At 63.4% G+C, this 20,085-nt stretch carries 18 protein-coding genes; 9 read left to right on the forward strand and 9 right to left on the reverse strand.

The annotated features are described in order from the left end of the window. Nucleotides 1–45 precede the first annotated feature (45 nt). Nucleotides 46–939: a LysR family transcriptional regulator gene (locus OEG81_RS14940; RefSeq protein WP_264130067.1), complete on the reverse strand. Its 894-nt coding sequence runs from the start codon at nucleotides 937–939 to the stop codon at nucleotides 46–48. Between the two features lie 70 nt (nucleotides 940–1,009). On the opposite strand from OEG81_RS14940, the gene OEG81_RS14945 reads away from it, so the two are divergent. Together OEG81_RS14945 and OEG81_RS14950 are read left to right on the forward strand one after the other, a co-directional pair. Next, nucleotides 1,010–2,107, forward strand: coding sequence for a mandelate racemase/muconate lactonizing enzyme family protein (locus OEG81_RS14945; protein ID WP_264130068.1), 1,098 nt, complete (start codon nucleotides 1,010–1,012; stop codon nucleotides 2,105–2,107). Nucleotides 2,108–2,143: 36 nt separating this feature from the next. Further along, on the forward strand, nucleotides 2,144–3,136 hold the full coding sequence (locus OEG81_RS14950; protein WP_264130069.1) for a Bug family tripartite tricarboxylate transporter substrate binding protein: 993 nt from the start codon (nucleotides 2,144–2,146) through the stop codon (nucleotides 3,134–3,136). 47 nt (nucleotides 3,137–3,183) lie between these two features. On the opposite strand, the gene OEG81_RS14955 is transcribed toward OEG81_RS14950, so the two are convergent. The 3 genes from OEG81_RS14955 to OEG81_RS14965 form a co-directional block, all read right to left on the reverse strand. Further along, complete coding sequence (locus tag OEG81_RS14955) at nucleotides 3,184–4,158, reverse strand: Bug family tripartite tricarboxylate transporter substrate binding protein (protein WP_264130070.1); 975 nt, start codon at nucleotides 4,156–4,158, stop codon at nucleotides 3,184–3,186. 180 nt (nucleotides 4,159–4,338) lie between these two features. Beyond that, complete coding sequence (gene ltnD / locus OEG81_RS14960; RefSeq protein ID WP_264130071.1) at nucleotides 4,339–5,229, reverse strand: L-threonate dehydrogenase; 891 nt, start codon at nucleotides 5,227–5,229, stop codon at nucleotides 4,339–4,341. 108 nt (nucleotides 5,230–5,337) lie between these two features. Further along, the gene (locus OEG81_RS14965) at nucleotides 5,338–6,246 is read right to left on the reverse strand and encodes a LysR family transcriptional regulator (RefSeq protein WP_264130073.1); all 909 of its coding nucleotides are present in this window, start codon (nucleotides 6,244–6,246) and stop codon (nucleotides 5,338–5,340) included. A 110-nt stretch (nucleotides 6,247–6,356) separates the two neighbouring features. Here OEG81_RS14965 and OEG81_RS14970 point away from each other — a divergent pair, with 110 nt between their 5' ends. The 7 genes from OEG81_RS14970 (at nucleotide 6,357) to OEG81_RS15000 (ending at nucleotide 13,586) form a co-directional block, all read left to right on the forward strand. Next, nucleotides 6,357–7,634 (forward strand): amidase, encoded by a 1,278-nt coding sequence (locus OEG81_RS14970; protein WP_264130074.1) that lies wholly within the window; start codon nucleotides 6,357–6,359, stop codon nucleotides 7,632–7,634. 11 nt (nucleotides 7,635–7,645) lie between these two features. Beyond that, nucleotides 7,646–8,641, forward strand: a complete 996-nt coding sequence (locus OEG81_RS14975) for a Bug family tripartite tricarboxylate transporter substrate binding protein (RefSeq protein ID WP_264130075.1) — start codon at nucleotides 7,646–7,648, stop codon at nucleotides 8,639–8,641. A 253-nt stretch (nucleotides 8,642–8,894) separates the two neighbouring features. Continuing rightward, nucleotides 8,895–9,617: a lytic transglycosylase domain-containing protein gene (locus tag OEG81_RS14980; protein WP_264130076.1), complete on the forward strand. Its 723-nt coding sequence runs from the start codon at nucleotides 8,895–8,897 to the stop codon at nucleotides 9,615–9,617. 17 nt (nucleotides 9,618–9,634) lie between these two features. Continuing rightward, nucleotides 9,635–10,522, forward strand: coding sequence for a LysR family transcriptional regulator (locus OEG81_RS14985; RefSeq protein ID WP_264130077.1), 888 nt, complete (start codon nucleotides 9,635–9,637; stop codon nucleotides 10,520–10,522). A gap of 151 nt (nucleotides 10,523–10,673) precedes the next feature. Further along, entirely contained in the window at nucleotides 10,674–11,645 is a 972-nt protein-coding gene (locus OEG81_RS14990) for a Bug family tripartite tricarboxylate transporter substrate binding protein (protein ID WP_264130078.1), read from the forward strand. A 1-nt stretch (nucleotide 11,646) separates the two neighbouring features. After that, a complete protein-coding gene (locus OEG81_RS14995) occupies nucleotides 11,647–12,831 on the forward strand; it encodes a CaiB/BaiF CoA transferase family protein (protein WP_264130079.1) in 1,185 nt (394 codons plus the stop codon). Continuing rightward, a complete protein-coding gene (locus OEG81_RS15000; RefSeq protein WP_264130080.1) occupies nucleotides 12,828–13,586 on the forward strand; it encodes an enoyl-CoA hydratase in 759 nt (252 codons plus the stop codon). Before OEG81_RS14995 ends, OEG81_RS15000 begins: the two co-directional genes overlap by 4 nt. A gap of 56 nt (nucleotides 13,587–13,642) precedes the next feature. Here the strand turns inward: OEG81_RS15000 and OEG81_RS15005 are convergent, their stop codons facing one another. The 5 genes from OEG81_RS15005 to OEG81_RS15025 all read right to left on the reverse strand — a co-directional run bounded on the left by OEG81_RS15005 (nucleotide 13,643) and on the right by OEG81_RS15025 (nucleotide 20,085). Next, nucleotides 13,643–15,634: an aconitase family protein gene (locus OEG81_RS15005; protein WP_264130081.1), complete on the reverse strand. Its 1,992-nt coding sequence runs from the start codon at nucleotides 15,632–15,634 to the stop codon at nucleotides 13,643–13,645. 5 nt (nucleotides 15,635–15,639) lie between these two features. Then, a complete protein-coding gene (locus OEG81_RS15010; protein WP_264130082.1) occupies nucleotides 15,640–16,611 on the reverse strand; it encodes a Bug family tripartite tricarboxylate transporter substrate binding protein in 972 nt (323 codons plus the stop codon). Nucleotides 16,612–16,762: 151 nt separating this feature from the next. After that, nucleotides 16,763–17,665 carry a LysR family transcriptional regulator gene (locus OEG81_RS15015; RefSeq protein ID WP_264130083.1) on the reverse strand — a complete coding sequence of 301 codons (903 nt, stop codon included), beginning with the start codon at nucleotides 17,663–17,665 and terminating at the stop codon, nucleotides 16,763–16,765. A 42-nt stretch (nucleotides 17,666–17,707) separates the two neighbouring features. Beyond that, the gene (locus OEG81_RS15020) at nucleotides 17,708–18,682 is read right to left on the reverse strand and encodes a serine hydrolase (RefSeq protein WP_264130084.1); all 975 of its coding nucleotides are present in this window, start codon (nucleotides 18,680–18,682) and stop codon (nucleotides 17,708–17,710) included. Nucleotides 18,683–18,717: 35 nt separating this feature from the next. After that, nucleotides 18,718–20,085 (reverse strand): MmgE/PrpD family protein, encoded by a 1,368-nt coding sequence (locus tag OEG81_RS15025; RefSeq protein ID WP_264130085.1) that lies wholly within the window; start codon nucleotides 20,083–20,085, stop codon nucleotides 18,718–18,720.

The following is a 20,085-nucleotide window of genomic DNA, read 5'->3' on the forward strand; positions in this document are numbered from 1 at the left end:
GCCTTGTGCGCAACGGCCTGACGCCTTCGTGCCGGCTCCATTGGATCAAACAACGCTCTCCCCTTCCGCAATCAAACCGGCCCGCAACGTTTCCGCCGGCTGGCTCAATATTCTGTCGTTCGACCACACCAGCCCAAGTCCGATTTCGGGCGCGGCCAACAGATGGCGCGCGATCAATCCCTGACGCTGCGCATAACGAGCGCCCAGGGTCTCCACGATGGCTATCCCCAGTCCCTGCGCCGCCAACGCGCAGGCGGCCGACGACTGGCCGACTTCCATGATGGGTTGATAAGGAAGCCGGGCCGCTTCCACGGCCTGGCGGGTAACGCGGCCGGCAGGCAGCGTGGTCGCCAGGACGATGGGACCGGCATGGGCCACGTCCTTCAGGCTCAACTCGGGCTTGTCGGCCCAGGCGTGCGTGGGGCTCATGACGGCGTACAAGCTCATGGGCGCCAGGGCGCGGCTGGCGACCCTGTCCTTCTCGACCAGGGTCCCCACGATGATGCCCAGGTCGATGCGCTGGTCGACCGCCATCTCGATGATCTCGATCGCGGTGCCGGCCCGTACCGTCACGGCGATGCCGGGGTGCTCGCGGCGCACCACGGCGAGCGCCGGAGGCAATATGCTGGACGCCGCAATGGCAACCGCGCCGATCACCAGCCGGCTCATGGAGCCCTGCCGGATGTCGCCCGCAAGTTTGTCGACGGCTTCCATTCCCGCCAGGGCGTTCAAGGCATCGGGAATCAGCGCGCGGCCCTGGCTGGTCAGTTGAAGGCGGCGGTTCTGGCGGCTGAACAGCGCAAAGCCCAGGCGCGTTTCCATCGTGCGCAGCAATGCGCTTGCGGCGGGCTGCGTCATGTGTATGGATGCCGCGGCGGCCGTCACGGTTCCGCATTGGTACATCGCGCGCAGCAAGGTCAGTTCACGTCGGCTCAGCATATGGTTTTTATTATGAAATTATTCAATCTATCTATTGGACCATATACATTCCCAGCTGGACAATGCAAGGATGAATCACGACATCATCCGCTCGGTGGACTGCATTCCAATGCGCCTGCCTTTTCACCATTGGACCGACCCGCCGCTGTTCGCGGGGCGCCCGCGCACGACGCTGGACAGCGCTCTGGTTCGCGTGGAAACCCAGGACGGCCTGGTGGCCTGGGGCGAGTCCTATTGCGTCGAGCCCCGCGCACTGAAGGCCATATTCGACACGCTGGTCGCGCCGCTGGCCGTAGGCAAGCCCGCGTCGGACCCGGCGCTGCTGCCGGCCATGCAGAGGACGCTGCACAATCTGGGCCGCTCCGGGCCGGTGGTGCATGCCCTGGCCGGTCTGGACATTGCCCTGTGGGATTTGCGCGCCAAGCATGCGGGCGTTCCGCTTTACGAACTGCTGGGCGGCAAGCGCCGGGATCGGGTGCGCGCGTATGCGTCGCTGTTGCAGTACTACGAAGACGCCCGGCTGCTGGACACGGTGACGACTCAAGCCTTGCAACAAGGCTATACGGAAATCAAGCTGCATGAGCGCAGCAGCGCGGCGCTTTCGGCGGCCCGCCGGGCGGTGGGTGCACGGGTTCCCATCATGGTGGACACGAATTGCGCCTGGCTGCCCGATGAAGCGCCAGAAGCGATCGCCGCCATGCGCGAGCACGATCCCTTCTGGATCGAAGAGCCCCTGTGGCCGCCGGAGGATTCCGGAGCGCTGGCGCGATTGCAGCAATCATGCGGCCTGCCATTGGCCGTGGGCGAGAACGCCGGCAGTGCGCATGCCTTGATGGAATTGGTGGACCGGGAATCCGTACGCTACGTGCAGCCCAGCGTCATCAAGCTGGGGCTGACGGCCGCCCTGGGCATTGCGCGCCGATGCAAGGACACTTCCGTCACCTGCGCGCCTCAGGTGGCGTTCTTCGGTCCGGGCTACTTGGCCAGCCTGCATCTGATCGCCGCACAGCGGCAGGAAGTATCGCTGGAGCGGCTATACGTGCATCTTGCACACACGCCTTATCGGCACACCGTGCCGATAGAGCAAGGATGGGTGCGCGTTCCCGAAACACCGGGGCTGGGCGCCGATCCCGAAGTGGAACTGGCCGAAGGCCGCTATGCAAACTGATACCGACAAACATCCTGAAAGATGAAGGAGACAATAATGAATACTGGACGCCGCTCGTTTGTACTGGGTACTGGCGCGCTGATGGTGGGCGCGGCCGCCGGCCCCTGGACCAGAACCGCACATGCCGCGGGCTACCCCGACAAGCCGGTGCACGTGATTATTCCCTATCCACCGGGCGCGGCGACCGACAACTTGGGGCGCATGGCGGCCGACGTATGGTCCAAAGAGCTCAAGCAGTCGTTCGTCGTCGAGAACAAGGGCGGCGGAGGCACGATGATAGGCACGCGAGCCCTGGCAACATCGGCGCCCGACGGCTATACATTGGGCATGGTGGATTCGGCCTTTGTCATCAATCCCGGCCTGCGCGGCGCGGAAGTCCCCTACGACACCCTGAAGGACTTCAAGCCCATTGCGCAGATCGCCACCGCGCCCTTCGTCATGGTGGTCCACCCGTCCGTGCAGGCCAAGGACCTGAAGTCATTCATCGAGCTGGCCAAGGCCAGCCCCGGCATGCTGTCCTATGGCTCGGCGGGCGTAGGCAGCGGCCCTCACCTGGCGGGCGAACAATTGCGCCAGAGCGCCGGCATCGACATCCAGCATATCCCCTACCGCGGCGGCGGCACGGTCATCACCGACCTTCTGGGTGGGCAGGTGCAGTTCGCCTTCGCCACGGTTCCCACCCTGGCCGGGCACATCAAGGCCGGGCGACTGCGCGCCATTGCCGTCACGACCAGCCAGCGCGTGGACCTTCTACCTGGCGTTCCGACCTTTGCCGAACTGGGCCTGCCGGATGTCGACCTGACACCGCTGTTCGGGCTGATTGCGCCGGCCGGCGTCCCGGACGACATCATCCAAACGCTGTCCGGCATCATCGCAACATCGGTGCGATCGGGCGAGATGCACCAGAAACTGAGCAAGATGGGCTTTATCCCGGTGGGCAGCACACCCGCCGAGTTCCAGCGCCGCATTCAGGACGAGGTCCAAAAATGGACCCAGGTGATCAAGCGCGGCGGGGTGGTTGCCCAGTAGGCGGGGCGCATGCCGCCGCGCTTGTTGATTGTCGGGGGAGCCGGAGATTACTCCTGCTTCAAGTTGACCTTCTCGACCAATTGCCGATTGGACGCCAGCTCTTCCCGTATATCCTGGGCAAACTGCTGCGGCGTGCCGGTGGCGGGGATATTGTTGCTGTCCACCAGCAGTTTCTGGATTTCAGGCGTGGCGACGACCTGGTTGAGCTCTGTATTCAGCTTTGCAACGATGTCGGCCGGCGTGCCGCCCGGCGCGAAGAAACCGAACACCGACATCTTGTTGGCGTCGGCATAGCCCAGTTCGCTGAAGGTGGGCACCTTGGGCAGGGTATCGATGCGTGCCGGCGCCGCAATCGCCAGCGGGACGAAAGTGCCGTCGGCGATATGGGAGGTCAAGGCGGGGCTCATGTTGGTGGAGATCAGTTCAAATTGCCCGCCCAGCGCGTCGGTCAATTGCTGGCCCGCCCCCTTGTAGGGAACGTGGGTGACTTCCATTTTTCCGGCCTGCTGCATCTGCTCCAGCATCAAGTGCCCCAGCGAACCCTGCCCGGATGTCGCCCAGCGCAAGGATCCGGGCGCCGCCTTCGACAGCGAAATCAGGTCGGCCACGCTCTTGCCCTTGAAGGCCTTGGTGCCCAACAGCACCACCGGAGAGACCATGACGCTGCCGATTGGGGCGATATCGTTTTCCGGATCGTAGGGCGTTTTCCGGATGGCCGGGGACAAGACCAGGGGGCTGACGGACGAGAACCCGATGGTGTAGCCGTCGGCTGCCGCCCTTGCCACTTCGTTCATCCCTATCGTGCCGCCCGCCCCGCCCTTGTTCTCGACGACAAACGAGACGCCCAGGCGCTCGCCCAGCTTTTCCGAGATGGCGCGCGTGACGGCATCGCTGACGCCGCCCGGAGGGTAGGCCACGATGACGCGCACGGATTTTTCAGGCCAGCCGGCCGCGACGGCCGCCGTGGATGCGGCGGCCAGCATGGCGGCCGACAGCGCAAGATGGAATATTCTGGAATACATGGATATCGTCCTTGAAGAATGGTGGATGCGGCAAGGACGAAAATTGTACTCGGCTGCGCCACGTGCAACGCGATACGCGTTAATGTGTGTTTGGGCTGGCGTAGTGGTCGCAACGCACATTGACCAGAAAGAACTACGCCGTGGCCGAACCGTCGGCCACGGCGTCTTGCGCATTCCCCTTCACACTGCCCCAGGCAGGCCGATCCCCGGATACACCTTGATGACCGCCGAATCGTCTTCTTTTCCATGCCCGGCCGCCGACGCCATCATGAACATCTGGTGCGCCGCCGCCGACATGGGCAATGGAAACTTGCTGCTGCGCGCGGTATCCAGCACCAGGCCCAGGTCCTTGACGAAGATATCGACGGCCGACAAAGGCGTGTAGTCGCCTTCCAGGATATGCGGCACGCGGTTCTCGAACATCCAGGAATTGCCCGCGCTGTGGGTGATGACCTCGTACAGGGCAGCGGGATCGACTCCTTCGCGCATGCCCAATGCCATGGCTTCGGCGGCGGCGGCTATGTGCACGCCGGCCAGCAGCTGGTTGATGATCTTGACCTTGGAGCCGGTGCCGTATTGGTCGCCCAGGCGGTAGACGTTCTTGGCCATGGCCGCCAGCACGTCTTCCACCTTGGCGTAGGCCTCGGGCACACCAGAGGTCATCATGCTGAGTTCACCCGATGCGGCGCGGGCCGCTCCACCCGAGATGGGCGCGTCCAGCATCAGGATCTGGCGTTCGGCCAGGCGCTGGGCAAGGCTTGCGGCGAAGCTGGGCGCGGCGGTGGCGCACGCCAGCACCACACTGCCCGGCCGCAGGCTGTCGCATGCGCCGTTCGGCCCGAACAGCACCGTTTCGGTCTGCTCCGCGTTGACGACAACGATGACCAGAACGCCGCAGTGCTGCGCCAGCTGCGCCGGTGTATCGCAGGCAATGCCGTTCTCGGCGGCAAGCTGCTCCAGCGCCGATTTCCTGACGTCGTAGCCATGAACCTGGAAGCCGCCGCGCAGCAAGCTGCGGGCCATGCCGAATCCCATTGCACCCAAACCGATTACGCCAACATTCCGAACCATGGAGCACCCCTTACATTCAGTGAAAATCAGATGAAAAATGGATGTGGAAACTGCGTTGCCAATGCCCATACGGGCGGATGGCGCTTATGGCAACAATCCTGCCGCCATTTAAGCGCTACTTCGCCTTGCCAGCAACGCCCCCACCAGGCTGTGGATGAGCGGGTTTGTCGCATCCTTCGAAACAGCGACGACGACTTGCGCCCGCGGCATGTTGGCGGCGTTGATGGAGCGGCACGTCAGGGCAGCGGTATGCGCCTGCGCCATGGATGCGGGGGCGATGGCCACGCCGACGCCCGCTTCCACCAGGGTCAGGATGGACGGCAAACGGCTTTTCTGCACGATATTAGGCCTTATGTTTGCCTTGGCGAACAGCCCTTCCACCATCTCGGCAAAGTAGGGGGATACCGACTGGTCATAACCGATCAGGGGATGGCGCGCGATGTCCTCCAGCCTTACGCTCTTGCCCGCAAACAGGCTTTCTGTTCTTGACACCAGCACGATAGGCTCTTCGTAGACCGGCATGGTCTTGATCTTGTCGCTCTGGACGATGGGGCGCATCAGCGCCGCATCCAGCTGCCGTGCAAGCAGGGCGGCCGTCATGTCGACCGAGTCCATTTCCCGAAGGTCCAGCTCTATGGTGGGATGGTCGCGCCGGAAGGAATGCAGCGACTCCACCAGGGGCGAGTGCGCGGCGCTGGGCGTAATGCCGATGGACAAGGTGCCGGCATCGCCCCGCGCGACCTGGCGGGTCGCCCGCAGCATATGCTCCAGGTCGGCGCATATCTGCCGCGCCTGCTCATACATCACCACGCCGGCGGGCGTCAGGCTTACTACCCGTGTGGAGCGGACGAACAGCGGCGTGCCCACCCATTCTTCCAGCTGCTTGATCTGGCGGCTGAGCGGCGGCTGACTGGTCGACAACCGATACGCCGCCCTGCCGAAGTGCAATTCCTCGGCCAATACGCAGAAGGCGAACAGGCTGCGGCCGTCGAATCTGATTATTTCCGATTTGGTCATCAATATTGAAAAAAATGGTATTGGACGGGCATCAATGGGCACTTTACCATTTGCGCTTTCACGAAACACCAATTTGTTGAAGTGCGGCAAAGGGACAAGAAAGAATCGATATGAATGCTGATCAGGATCTTGAATCGTTGGCCGGACGCTTTCCCGACAGGGAAGCGCTTGCACGAAACGCGGCGGATTTCGCCCTGCGCACCAGCCTGGATGCGATCGAACAAAGGGAGCCGCAAGTGCGGGCCTGGGTGGCGCTGCGGGCCCGGCAGGATCTTGAAGCCGAGGTGGCGGGCGCCGCAAGGCAAGCACTGCAAGCGCTGCCCTTTGGCGTGAAGGATGTGATCGACCTGCGCGGGCTGCCCACGCAGTGCGGCGCCGCGGGGGACGGCAAGCCGGCTGCGCAATATGACGCGGCCTGCGTCGAGCAGTTGCGTTCCGCAGGCGGCATTCCCATAGGCAAAACCGTGACGGCGGAATATGCCTTCCGCCAGCCGGGCCCCACGCGCAATCCATGGAACCTTGACCATACGCCGGGCGGCTCTTCCAGCGGCTCAGCGGCTGCGGTGGCGGCCGGCATGGTGCCGCTGGCGCTCAGCACGCAAACCGGCGGTTCCATCATTCGCCCCGCGGCGTACTGCGGTGTCGTGGGGTTCAAGCCGTCCTTCGGGCTGGTCAGCCGCGATGGCTTGAAACTGACCAGCGAGTCCCTGGATGTGATCGGCTGGCATGCCTCATCGGTGGATTATGCCCGCCTAGCCGCCCAAGTGCTGCTCCCCCGGGGTCGCAGCACCAAGGGCGGCGATCTGCGCGGCCTTAAGGTCGCCATCACGAAGCACGGCGCCGAACAACTGCCCGATGCCGAGGCAATCGCTTCTATAAGCCGTGTCCGGCAAGTGCTTGAACGCGAGGGAGCCCATTGCGAAGAAGTTTCCATGGACAAGGAATTGGATCTTCTGGCCCAGGCGCACGCCGCGATCATGCGATATGAGTTCGCCCGCAACCTTGCGCCCGTGGTCCGCCACGATCGGCATGTGCTGAGCCCCTCTCTGTTGAACAACGTGGCGGAAGGATTTGCCGTTCCGGACAGCCTGTATCGGGAAATGCGCGAGGTCCAGCGCGAGCTTAGAAGTGCCTGGCAAGCGCTGTCGGATGGCGCGGACCTGATCCTGGCGCCCAGCGCTTCCGGCACGGCTCCGGCCGGCCATGCCCATACCGGCACGCCGGCATTCAACAAAATGTGGTCGGTGCTGGGCTGGCCCTGCCTGCATCTGCCGGTGACGGCCGGTGCCGGCGCGCTGCCGATCGGCGTACAGCTGATCGCCGACTGGCATCACGACTTCAGGCTGCTCGAACTGGCCGCAACGATAGAAAGCAAGTTAAAACCCTAAAGGAGACTGCAGTGACCAAAACCCGAAAGATCCTGAGCAAGGCCATGGCCATCGCGCTCGCAAGCGCCGGCTTCTGCATGGCGAGTCCCGCGGCCGCCGATGTGGCGTCCGACTACCCATCCCGGCCCATCACGGTAACGACCCCGACGGCCGCCGGAGGCGGGACCGACATCGTTGCGCGCATCGTGTCGGAAAAACTGTCGACGCTGCTTGGGCAACCCATCGTCATCAGCAACAAGCCCGGCGCGGGCGGCGTGATCGGCAACCAGGCCATGCTGCGTGAAAAAAACGACGGGTACAGCCTGTTCGTCACGGCCAACAGCAACCAGTTGATCGTTCCCTGGGTCTTCAAGAACGCCAATTTCGATCCGATCAACGATTACGAGCCTATCGCGGCGCTGGGCGTGGTTCCCTATGTGCTGGCCGTCCATCCGGATTTTGCCGCGAAGAGCCTGGATGAATTCCTGGCGCTGATCAAGAAAAACCCCGGGCAGTATCAGTATGCGTCGGCGGGAGCCGGCACATTGAACCATCTGATTCCCGAGATGCTTACCCATACGATAGGTACCCGCATGGAGCACATACCCTACCGCGGTGTGGCTCCCGCCATGGCCGACGTGCTGAGCGGCCGGGTGCCCATTATCTTTGGCAGCCTTTCCTCGGTGCTGGAAAACATCAAGGCGGGCAAGCTGCGCGCCTTGGGCGTATCCAGCGCACAGCGCACCGCCGTCCTGCCCGACGTTCCCGCGATCAGCGAGAAGATCCCGGGCTTCCGAAGCGAGATGTGGGTGGCCCTTTATGCGCCGGCGGGCACGCCCAAGCCCATCATCGACAAGCTGCACAAGACGGTGAAGCTGGCTTTGGCCGATCCCAAGACCATAGAGCTCTTCCAGGGCCTGGGCATGTCGGTCATGAGCGAAGGCCCAGAGGAACTTGCCAAAATGCAAAAGGCCGAATACCAGCAGTGGAAGGAGACGGTCGAAGTGGCCGGAGCAAGTGTGAACTGACGGGAAATATCGGCAAAGCAAGACGGCAGGCCGCTGCGTGCCACGCGACCTGCCGTCTCGCCACGCTGTTTTTATTCAAAACGTAACCACGCCGCCGTGCGCGTTGCTTTGCCTTACCTCTTCGTTTCCTTCGCCCGAGCATGCAATGCTATGATTATCAAGGAAAAGAACCGCGCCCAGGGCGCGACCAATCAATAGTAGACCGCATCCACCTTGTGCTCGGCCCTTCCATGGCCACGGATGCCATGGACCGATGACACTCGACAAGCTTACAACCGCCCTTCTCACGCTTCGCAATATACCGCTCATTTCCAATACCCGCCTGGCCGCCGGCGCCTTTTGCCTGGCCGGCTGCCTGCTTGCGCCTGCCGGCGCCTCCGCCAAGGAACCGGCGGGCGGATGGGACCCCATGGCGACGATATCGATGCAGATCGCCCTGCAGCAATGGTCCGACCCCGCTGGCCTTCCCAACATCACGCCCGACCTGCTCGGCGATGAGCAGTTGCAGTCGCTCGCCGAAGAGGCCGGCAAGCAGGCGCAGGCCAAGTATCTGTCCAAGAAGTGGGGACAATCCCCCGCGACGGTGCGCAAGTACGTGAATCTGGCGTGGGCGGAAGCGGACAAGCGCGAAGGCCTGGAGCCCGAGCTGTTGATCGCCATCATGCAGAAGGAGAGCTCCTTGAGCCCCCGGGTGCAAAGCCGCTATGGGGCGCAAGGCTTGATGCAGGTGGTTCGCCGCTGGCACCGCGACAAGCTGCACCCGTCGGAGTCGCTTTTCGACCCGGCCGTGAACATACGCGTAGGGGCCGATGTGCTGGAGGAATACCTGGAACTGGCCGGTGGAAGCCTGACCGGCGCCCTGGCCAAATATTCCGGCAACGCGCGCAATTACGCCAACGCCATCCTCAAAGAATCGCGCAGGCTGGCCCGCGTCGCCGAGCAGGCGGCCGCCAAAGTGGAGGCTTCGCAGGGCTGACGCCCGCGGGCGGGCATGTGAAGATCGACTCCACGACTGTGCAACTGGTGCTGGCGGTTGCGGAGGAAGGAAGCATATCGCGCGCAGCCGACAAGCTGAACCTGGCGGTCGCGGCGGCATCCCGCCGCATATCGGATCTGGAAGCCCAATGCGGAACGCGAATATTCCAGCGGGTGCCGCACGGGATCAGGATTACCGAATCCGGCAGCAAGCTGCTGCAGCACATGCGCCAGATCGACAGCTTGATCCTTCGCCTGAAGGATGACGCCGACGCGATCAGCCGGGGACAGGACGGACGCATCATCATCGGCGCCCCAAAGACCGCCATCATCCAGTTCCTGGCCCCGGATATTGCGCGCGTCAAAAGACGGCATCCCGGCATCGCCATCCAGGTCGTCGAAGAGAACAGCAAAGTGGTGCAGCAGCTGCTGCGCGACAAGATCATCGATATCGGCATTTACGAAAAGACCAGCGGCTTCATGCCGCTGGAAGCCTTGGACTATCGGCAGGACAGGCTGGTGCTGGTCTATAGCCGTGCGCATTTCCATTTCCATGCCGAACCCGTGCCCCTGGAAGAAGTGCTGGACATCCCTCTGGTCACGCTGGGAAAAGGCTCGGCCATCCTGGCCGCCGTGCAAAGAGCCTATCGCAGCCGTGGCCGGCAGTTCCAGTCCAGCTTCGTCGTCAGCGGCTTCGACACCATGCTGGCCCTGGTCCGTGAAGGGCTGGGTGTGGGACTGATGCCGCCCGGCGTCCTGGAAGACTTCCGTCTCGATCCCTCGTTGGCAACCTCCGAGATTCAGGGAGATTGGCACGAGCGGCACTACATGCTGTCGTCCGTCGATACCAATGCGCAGCCCCTGGCTCTGCGCAATGTGCTGAACATACTGCTGCACAGCCGCTAGCCGCCCCTTACTCCGCCCCTGCTTAAAGCCCGCGATGCGCATACACGCGGCGGTTTCGCAATTTGCGAAACCAGGCATGCCGCAGGCATTATTGCCGCCGGCCCGCCAGGGGGGAACAATGGACGACACAATTCCTACTACCGGAGACACCATGAAACGCCGTTCATTTCTACTGGGCGCGACAGCCTTGCTGGCCTCGCCCATGCTCAAGGCCACAACCCTGCCCCAAGGCACGATCAAGATTACCGTTGGCTGGGCGCCGGGCGGCGGCACCGATGTGTTCGCGCGCATCGTGGGCAACAAACTGAGCGAGCTTTGGGATCGTCCGGTGGTCGTGGAGAACAAGCCGGGCGCCACCGGCATGCTGGCGGCGGAACAGTTCTCGAAGCTCCGCCACTCCAAAGACTTGAATCTGCTGATGGCGCACGTGAATACGCATGCCATCGCCCCCCATATATTCAAAACGGTCAGCTACGATCCGCTGAAGGATTTTGCGCCTGTGGCACTGATCGGCGCAACGCCTCATCTGCTGGTGGCCAACGACCGATACAAGGGCAAGTCGGTTGAGGACGTGGTCCAGCTATGCAAGAAGAACCCGGGTGACATTTCCTTCGGCTCATCGGGCACAGGTTCGGTTCAGCACCTTGCCGCCGAGATGTTCAACATGGCGGCCAAGGTGCAAAGCATACACGTGCCCTACCGGGGATCGGGCCCCATGCAAACCGACCTGATCGGCGGCCAGATCGACTTCAGCTTCGACACCATGACCGCGTCGACCGCACAGGTCAAAGGCGGAAAGCTGTATGCCATCGCCCAGACCCGGCTCAAGCGCGCCAAGGGCTTTCCCGACGTGCCCACGATGGACGAGCATGGCTTCAAGGGTTTCGATGCATCCAGCTGGTACGGCGTCGTGGGACCCGCCGACATGCCCAAGGATCTGGCGACTGCGATCAACGCGGACATCAACAAGGTGTTGCTCATGCCCGATGTCGTCCAGCGCTTCGACAGCTACGGCGTCGAGGACGGCGGCGGCTCGGTCGACGATTTCGCATCGTTCATGGCCGTAGAATATGAGAAATGGGGCAAGGTCGTACGTGCCGCCAACATTCGCGCGGATAGCTAAGATGATTACTGCAAGTAACCTGCCTTTGAACGGCATACGGGTTCTTGATGTCAGCCAGGTCATGGCGGGACCTTTTGCCTGCATGCTGCTGGCCGACATGGGCGCCGACGTCATCAAGGTCGAACCGCCCACCGGCGACCAGACGCGCGGCGCCATGGGGTTCAAGATGAAGGGTCCCGACAGCATGGGCTTCCTGAACATGAACCGCAACAAGCGCTCGTTGACGCTGGACCTCAAGAGCGAGGAAGGAAAAAAGACCTTCCACGAGCTGGCGAAGACAGCGGACGTGATTGTCGAGAACTATCGGCCGGGCGCGGTGAAGCGCCTTGGCATCGACTACGAAAGCATCAAGGCGGTCAATCCGAAAATCATCTATGTGAGTATTTCCGGCTTCGGGCAAAGCGGCCCCTGGGCGCACCGTCCCGGCTTCGACCTGATGGCGCAGGCCATGTCCGGCATCATGAGCGTAACGGGCTACAAGGGCGAAAAACCGGTGAAAGCCGGAGTGCCGGTGGCCGACATCGGCTGCGCGCTGTTCGCGGTGTACGGCCTGTTGTCCGCCTATATCGGCGCGCAAAAGACGGGGGTCGGCCAGCACATCGACGCATCGCTCTTTGATTCGGCCATGGCGTTTTCCATCTGGGACATGTCGGAGTACTGGGGAACGGGCGTGCCGCCCACGCCGCTGGGCACCAGCAACAAGATGAGCGCGCCGTATCAGGCCGTGAAAGCCCGCGACGGCTACCTGGTCATGGGGGCGACCAATCAGAAGCTGTGGACCAAGCTCTGCGAATTGCTCCAGCGCCCCGACCTGATCGATCATCCGGAATATGGAACCATCCCGCTGCGCCTGAAGAACCGCGAGGGGCTCATTGAAGAGCTGGAAAACGAGTTCGCCAAGCGCGACAGCGCCGAATGGATAGACATCATGCTGGAGGCCGGCATCCCCGCCGGCCCCATCCTGAGCTATCCCGAAGCCTTCGAGGGCGAACATGGCAGCTACCGGCGCATGGCCATGGACATCGACCATCCCATCGAGGGCAAGGTCAAGAACATAGGCTTCCCAGTCAAGATGCTGGGCACGCCGCAGCAAGTACGGCGCCATCCGCCCCTGCTGGGCGAGCACAACGATGAAATCCTTGCGGAAATCAATGCCCTGAACGGCGGCGGCAAGGCTGAGCCATGAAGAAGCTCGTCGACCTTATCATGCACCCCACGGGTGTCGCCGAAATCATCGTCGACCGTCCCGAGCGCCACAACGCCATGACACTGCCCATGTACGAAGAGGTGCTCTCGCTGATCGAGCGATGCACCCTGGACCTGGGCGCCGCCTGCATCATGTTCCGGGGCATGGGCGGGAAGTCCTTTATCGCTGGAACGGACATTGCCTACTTCAAGGACTTCACCAGCGGCAAGCAAGGCCTGGAGTACGAAGCGTTCGTCGAGCGCGTCGTCGATGCCGTCGAACGCATCGCGGTGCCCACCATCGCCGTCGTCGACGGATGGGCGGTCGGCGGCGGCCTGGCGATGGCCACAGTGTGCGATTTCCGCATCTGCAGCGACACGTCGAAGTTCGGCGTCCCCATCGCCAAGACCTTGTCCAATACGCTGTCGTCACGGAATCTGGCGCGCCTGGTCGCCGGCTTCGGGCTTCCCCGAGTGAAAAAGATGCTGCTGCTGGCCGACTACGTGTCGGCCGACGAGGCCTTGTCTTGCGGATATGCCTATCAGGTGTGTCCGCAGCAGGAGCTGGAGGGCGCGGCCCACGCTTTGGCGGGCAGGCTCATGGGCTTGTCGTTCGTCACGCAAGAGGCGGTCAAGGAAAGCCTGCGCCGTCTGGTGATGGAGCAATCGCAGAAGGACGACGACCTGGTCGAGAAAGTCTACGGAAGCCAGACTTTCCGCGATGGCGTCGCGGCTTTCAACTCGCCAAAGGAATAAGCAGCAAGCCTGCGCGGCCTGGCTCGGGGTTCCTCGGCAGCCTGTACAGGCCCGCCCTAGGCGGTGCAGCGCTTCTTGATCTCTTCAAACGACAGCAGCTTACCCGCCAGCGCGCTGGCCGCCACCGTCGGCGGGCTGGCCAGCCATACCTGCCCCGGTCCCGAACGGCCCGGGAAATTCCGGTTGATCGCACTCACGGTCACCTGCCCGTCTTCGGTCGATGATCCCGGACCGCAGTTGGCGCAGGCGCCGCAGGACGGCTGCAGGATGCGGGCCCCCACGGCCGCGAATGTCCGGTCGTAGCCCTTCTCCAGGCAATAGTCGCGCACGGCCGTGGTGCCGTACTGCAAGTACAGGGTTACGCCGGCGGGCACACGCAAGCCTCGCTCCACCGCCCAGGACAGCACTTCGTGATAGTGATCGAAGTCCTCGCGCTTGCCGGCCGTGCAGGATCCGCCATAGGCGATATCGATACGTGGCCTGTCCTCGACACTGGACAAGGGCAGCCCGTTGCCCGGATCGCCCGGCGCGGCCACCATGGGCGCCAGCCCGCTGCAATCGATATGCAGGCGGTCGGCATAGCATGCATCAGGGTCGCTGTGCATCCAGGGCTCCAGCTTGAAATCCACGCCGCGCCGTTCACGAAGAAAGCGCACTGTTTCCTGGTCGGGGGCGACGATGCCGGTCAGGCCGCCCAATTCGGCGGTCATATTGGTCAGCGTGGCCCGCTCGTCGATGGAGAATCGCTCAATGACTTCACCGCAGAATTCGAAGACTTTGCCGATGCCGGCGCCGGCACGGATTTCAGGCAGCGCCAGGATGTGCAGCACGACGTCCTTGGCCGTCACGCCCGCCGGCAAGGCGCCGGACAACTCGACGCGCAACGATGCCGGCATGGTCAGCCTGACCGCCCCGGTGACGAAGGCATTGGCCATGTCCGTCGTGCCGACGCCGAATGCCAGGCAGCCCAGCGCGCCACTGTGCGGGGTATGCGAGTCGGTGCCGACGGCGACCTGGCCCGGCAGCACGTAGTGCTCCGCCATCATGGCGTGCGAGATCCCCGCCGCGTCCGGTGCCGGACCCTTGGCGGCCTCGGCCTCGGTCAATGTGCGGTGCAGCCGGAGCCGGTAATCGCGGACGAAGTCGCGCTGCGCCTGGCACATGGCCCGAACATCGGCGACCGTGCCGGCTCGGATGTGGTTGGGGCTTTCGTCGACGTAGGAAGTGTGGTCCTCGAAGACCACGATCTGCTCCGGATTCACCAGTGACAGAGGCCTTCCGAAGCGAGCATGCAGCATGTGCGCCGCCATGCCCGTGTAGTACTCATGGATGAAGCGCCAGTCGGCATGGACGAAGATGCCGTCGCCCGCCTGCGGTTCGTCGGGCGTCACCGGGGTATGCAGGCTATGGCGCCGCACGATTTTTTCAAACAGTGTCCGGGGCGGGCCGTCAGGCGCTGCGCCCCCATCATGCGGATCGGACGCGGCGGCCTTCAAGTGCGCTTCGCCAAAAGCCAGCAAACCGCCGGCACGGACAATGGAGGCGGCCAGCTCATCGCGCCCTTCGATGATCTCATCCACGGAAATGGATTCCCCGCGCAGCAGGCCCTCGATCAGGCCCATGTCGGTGCTGGTGTACAGTCCGATGTTGTCCGCGTTCTGCCGGTAGATGCGCTCGAAACTCTCGGCGATCACCAGTTGTATGCCGGCCGATTTCTCGGCCATGGGGCTATGCTCCCGGGACGAGCCTTTGCCGTAACGCTTGCCCGCCACCAGGACATTGAACCCCGCCGTCTTTATCGCATCCACCGCGATGGGCCGCAAGCCCTCGACCTGGAATCCGGTATAGGGATAGCGGCCCAGCGCCTCATCGAAGTGGGTCATGATGGGCACCGGGGTGATTTCGTCGGTCGATATATCGTCCCGCAACGGCGCCGCCTGGGTCAGTGTCAGCGTCTGGCCCCGCAACTGCGCGTCGATCAGCTCGGCGCTTGTCGACAGGAACAACAGGCGGGGTCGTCGGGTGGGAAGAAGCATGGACGCGGGCATGGGCGTTACTGCTGAGGCTGAATGCCGGCCGCCTTCACCAGTTCGGCGCTTCGGGCGATCTCGTCCACGATGGTGGACCTGGCTTCATCCGCGCTGCTGCCGTTGGACACGAAGCCCTGCGGCGCAAGCGCTTTCAGCACGGTTTCGTCTTTCATCGCTTTTGCCGTGGCGGCCTGAAGTTCCCGAACGACATCGCCGGGCAGGCCGGCCGGGCCGATAAGGGCTATCCATGCATCGTAGGCATAGTCCTTGACGCCCGCCTCGCTAAGGGAAGGCACATCGGGAAGCGCGTCCAGACGCTTGGGCGTGCTGACGGCCAGCGCCCTGAGCTTGCCCGCCTTGATCTGCCCCAGGACAGACGGCACGGCCAGAAAGGCGGTATGTATCTGGCCGGACATCACGTCAGTCGCCAGTGCGCTGCCGCCCCGATAGGGGATGTGCACCATGTCGGCCTTGGCTTTGGCCTTGAGCATTTCGCCGGCCAGGTGCAGCACGCTGCCAGTTCCCGCCGAGCCATAGTTGATGGTTCCGGGCTGCTCGCGAGCGGCCTTCAGCAGATCCTGAACCGTGCGATAGGGGGAGTTTTCCGCCACGACCATGACCAGCGGCGTCGTGCCGATGATGGAGATGGGCGTGATGTCCTTGACGGAGTCATAAGGCAGGCTTTTATGCAGGCTGGGATTGATGGCGTGGTTGGACGACACGATCGCCAGCGTATAGCCATCCGGCTTGGCGGCGACCAGTTGCCGTGTTCCAGGCACGCCGGCGGCGCCGGACAGGTTCTCCACGACCAGGGTCTGGCCCAGCGTCTTGCTCATGCTGTCGGCGACCACCCGGGCAACGACATCGGCGGTCGAACCGGGCGATGTGGGCACGATCAAGCGGATCGAGCGGTCGGGGTAATCGGCCGCGGCGGCCGTTGCGGCAATGCCGGCAGCGCCCAAGGCAAGCATGCAGCCGGCCAGTAATTTATGCATGTACATGTCGTCTCCCTGATAGTAGTGAGGCCGCAAGGGCCCGCATCCCTTATGGACTCTGGGGTGCGCCGTCAGTATAGGGAAAGCATGCTGGCACCCGAAGTGCCATCTGGGCATGCCGGGCATCGCAAATCGGCAAGAGCCTGAACGCTCAACTTCGTTGCGTAAGAAACTTCAGCAAGGTTTCGGCCGTGGCCGAGAGCTGAAGCCTGTCGGGAAAGACGATGCTGATCCTGCGCTCCGCCCAGGCGTCCGACAGCGGGTGAACCACCACGTTCAACGATTGCTGATGCAGCTCCGCCACCTGCTGCGGCATGATGGCGATGCCCAGGCCGGCATGCACCATGCGGCACAGGGCGTCCAGGCTGGCAACGCGTATCTTTATCGACAATGACACGCCAAGCGCGCCGGCCTCGGCCGCCAGCAACTGTGTCAGTGCACTGTTCTCGCGCAGGCTGACAAAGGTTTCCCGGGCAATGTCCTTCAGGCTGGGGTTCCGGCAACCCGCCTTGGGATGCCCGGCGGGCATCATCACCGCCAGGCGATCCCTGCGATACGGCAGTTGCTCCAGCCCATCCAGACCCGCCATGTGGTTGCAGATGCCGAAGTCGGCGGCCCGCTCGCGCACCAGGCGCTGCACGTCGGGGCTGTGCTGCTCTTCAAGATCGATGTCCACTTCGGGAAACACGCGCTGGAAGGCGGCGATGTCCTCTGGCAGGAACTGGACGATGGCCGACAGGTTGGCCACGACGCGAACGGAGCCTTTCACGCCGGCAAACAGGCGCGACAGCTCGGCGCCCATGGCTTCGACGTCGCCGATGATGCGCTGTGCATGGCGCAAAACAGTCTCGCCCGCCGCGGTGATGGTCACGCCGCGCGTATGGCGCTCGATCAGGGGCAGCCCTATCAGCGATTCCATGTCGGCAATGCGCCGGCTGACCGCGGAAGGCGCAATGAACTCGCGCTGCGCTGCCCGCGCGATGCTGCTTTCCTGGCAGACGGCGGCAAATAGCCGCAGCGTGGTCAGGTCGAGTTTTCTGAGTATGTTTTCCATGGTCTGTCCGGCGCCAATCCATGCTGGCGCCACGGCAAGAGCCTAAGCGGCCACCTCGTGCAGCAGCAGCCGCCCCCTTTCCTTGAATTCCTTGAACATGCCCGCGACACTGTCGTCAGGCCCCTTCCAGTTGACGATGAAGCAGAAGCTGCTGCGCTGGGCGGGCTGCACCATCTGGCCCGCGACGCAAAAGCAATGGAAGTCTTCCCAATCTATGCTGCCGCCCTTGCCGTAGGCCATGGTGTCCGCGGGCACCATCATGGGCATGGCGTCGGCCATGGCCGAGATTCGCTTGAATTCCGCCAGGGTTTCGGGCTTCTCGAAAATATTGCCCGCCAGGACCTGCTCATACCAGCGCGTCATCTCGCCTGCCGTGCTCAGCATGGTTTGATCCGGGTTGATGGGCGCGCGGGATGGGCCGACGTTCTTTCCCTTCTGCATGTCCTGTATGCCGCTCCAGCCGATGTCGGTGCCGCTGGGCGCGCCGGCCAGGTAGGAAAACAGCTTGCGGGTGGAATCGGGGATACGGGTTTCATTCAGCCCCGCTCTCTTGATAAGCTTGCGAACGTTATCGGCACCCACGACGTTCATGGCCGCGTCGGTTGCTGTATTGTCGCTGTGCGCGATCATGGCCTCCAGTACGCTTTTTGCGGTGGTACTGCCTTGCAGGCCGATGAATACCGGGCTGCCGGGCGACCATGCCCGCGGACCGATCTCGACCTGAGTGTCTTCGGCCAGCCTGCCTGCCTCGACCTCTTTCAAGTATTGCGCAAGAATGAAGGTCTTCACGGCGCTGCCGACGAATAGCGGCACACCCGCATTGTGCTCATAACGCTGTCGCCCGCCGCGTTCGGACTGTATGGATATGCTGGCGGCGGCAGTGGGCGACAAGCTGCCGAATTCACGCAGGCCCTGCTCGATGTCCGCCTTGCGCAAGGGCCGTGTGCCCCCGCAGGAGGAAAGCGAAAACGATAATGCGCCGAAGGCGGCCGTACCCAACAGTGTTCTGCGGTTCATTGCTAGTCCCCAAGGCATGATGTGCATGCAAGAGTTTACAGCGCAAGGACCAATATGCTGGTCAACTGGCTCGCATCAGCCGCCTTGTCGAATCCATGCAGCAATGCCAGACTGTCTTCCACATGCATTGCTTCCAATCCCGCCAGCGGTACCAGGCGCCGGTACTTGGCGTCGATGTCATCCCAGCTTACCCCGCGCGGCCCTGAACCGCGCGGCGCCACACAGGTGCTGGAGAACTCCCTGCCGTCTTTCAATCGAATGGTGACGCTGCCGCCATGGCGATGCGGAAACCGGTCGGGCAGAGGCGGCGGCGAAGGGTCGAATACGATCTTGTCCTGGACGCGGGCGATGAGTGGATCGGCCATCTTGGCCAGCGTCATGGCATTCCAGCCGAACTCCCCATCGACGATCGAGGCCGCCACGAAATACACCAGGCTGTGTGCGGCATCGACCAGATTGCGCGGATGCGGCTCGCCCTTGAAGTTCGTCCATTGCACCGCCGCGGAGATGGTGACGCGCTCGATGTCCTCCGGATCGACCTTGCCGGCGCGCGCCGCATCCGCCGCCGCTTCGGCGGTGGCATGGAAGGGATGGGCGCCGGGCATGAGCTTGATCGCCATATCGGTGACGATGTCCCAGTCTTCGCCCAGGCCTTGCGTGATGTACTCGATGGCCTGGCCGTTCATCGCGCTGAGGAATCCCCGTGGCGTTTCAAGAATGCCGATATCGGCCTGGAAACCACGCTCCGCGGCCAGCGCGGCCTGCATGCCTGCCATGGCGGCGTTTCCGGCATGGTACTCACGCGCGCAACTGGTGTCGGCGGCCACGGCCATGCCCCCGATGGATGTGGCGGCAAGCGCAATGGCGTGGGCCATCCGGCCGGAATCCAGGCCCAGCAGACGGCCGGCGGTGACCGCCGCGCCGAAAACCGTCGACACCGATCCATGAAAACCGCGCTGCATGCGGCCGGGTGTAAGCGATTCATCGATGCGCCCGGCCACTTCGTAGCCCAGCACCATGGCGGCCAGAAGGTCGCGGCCCGGCCTGCCCGTATGTTCGCCCACGGCGACCGCCGTGGTGGAAACGATGGTGCCGATATGGGCGATGCTGCGAAGGTCGCTGTCGTCGGACGCCGCCGCGTCGCTGGCGACGGCATTTACCCTTGCCGCCCGCGTCAAGGGCAGGCGGGCATCCTGGAACCATACAGAGACCTGCCCGGCGCCACCCTCTTCCAGCTCCAGAGAGCGCAGGATGCGGGTCGAGTCTATGGCCTGGCCCATGGCGGCGCTGGCTATGGTGCTGGCCAGGCTCATCTTGGCGCGCTCGAGGGCCAGCGTGGAAATGCCGCTCGCAGGCGTGTTCACGGCGAACTCGGCCAGGGTTTGGGCAAGAGTCGTCATCAT

It is taken from the genome of Pollutimonas sp. M17, from assembly GCF_025836975.1.
In the GTDB taxonomy this organism is placed as follows: Bacteria; Pseudomonadota; Gammaproteobacteria; order Burkholderiales; family Burkholderiaceae_B.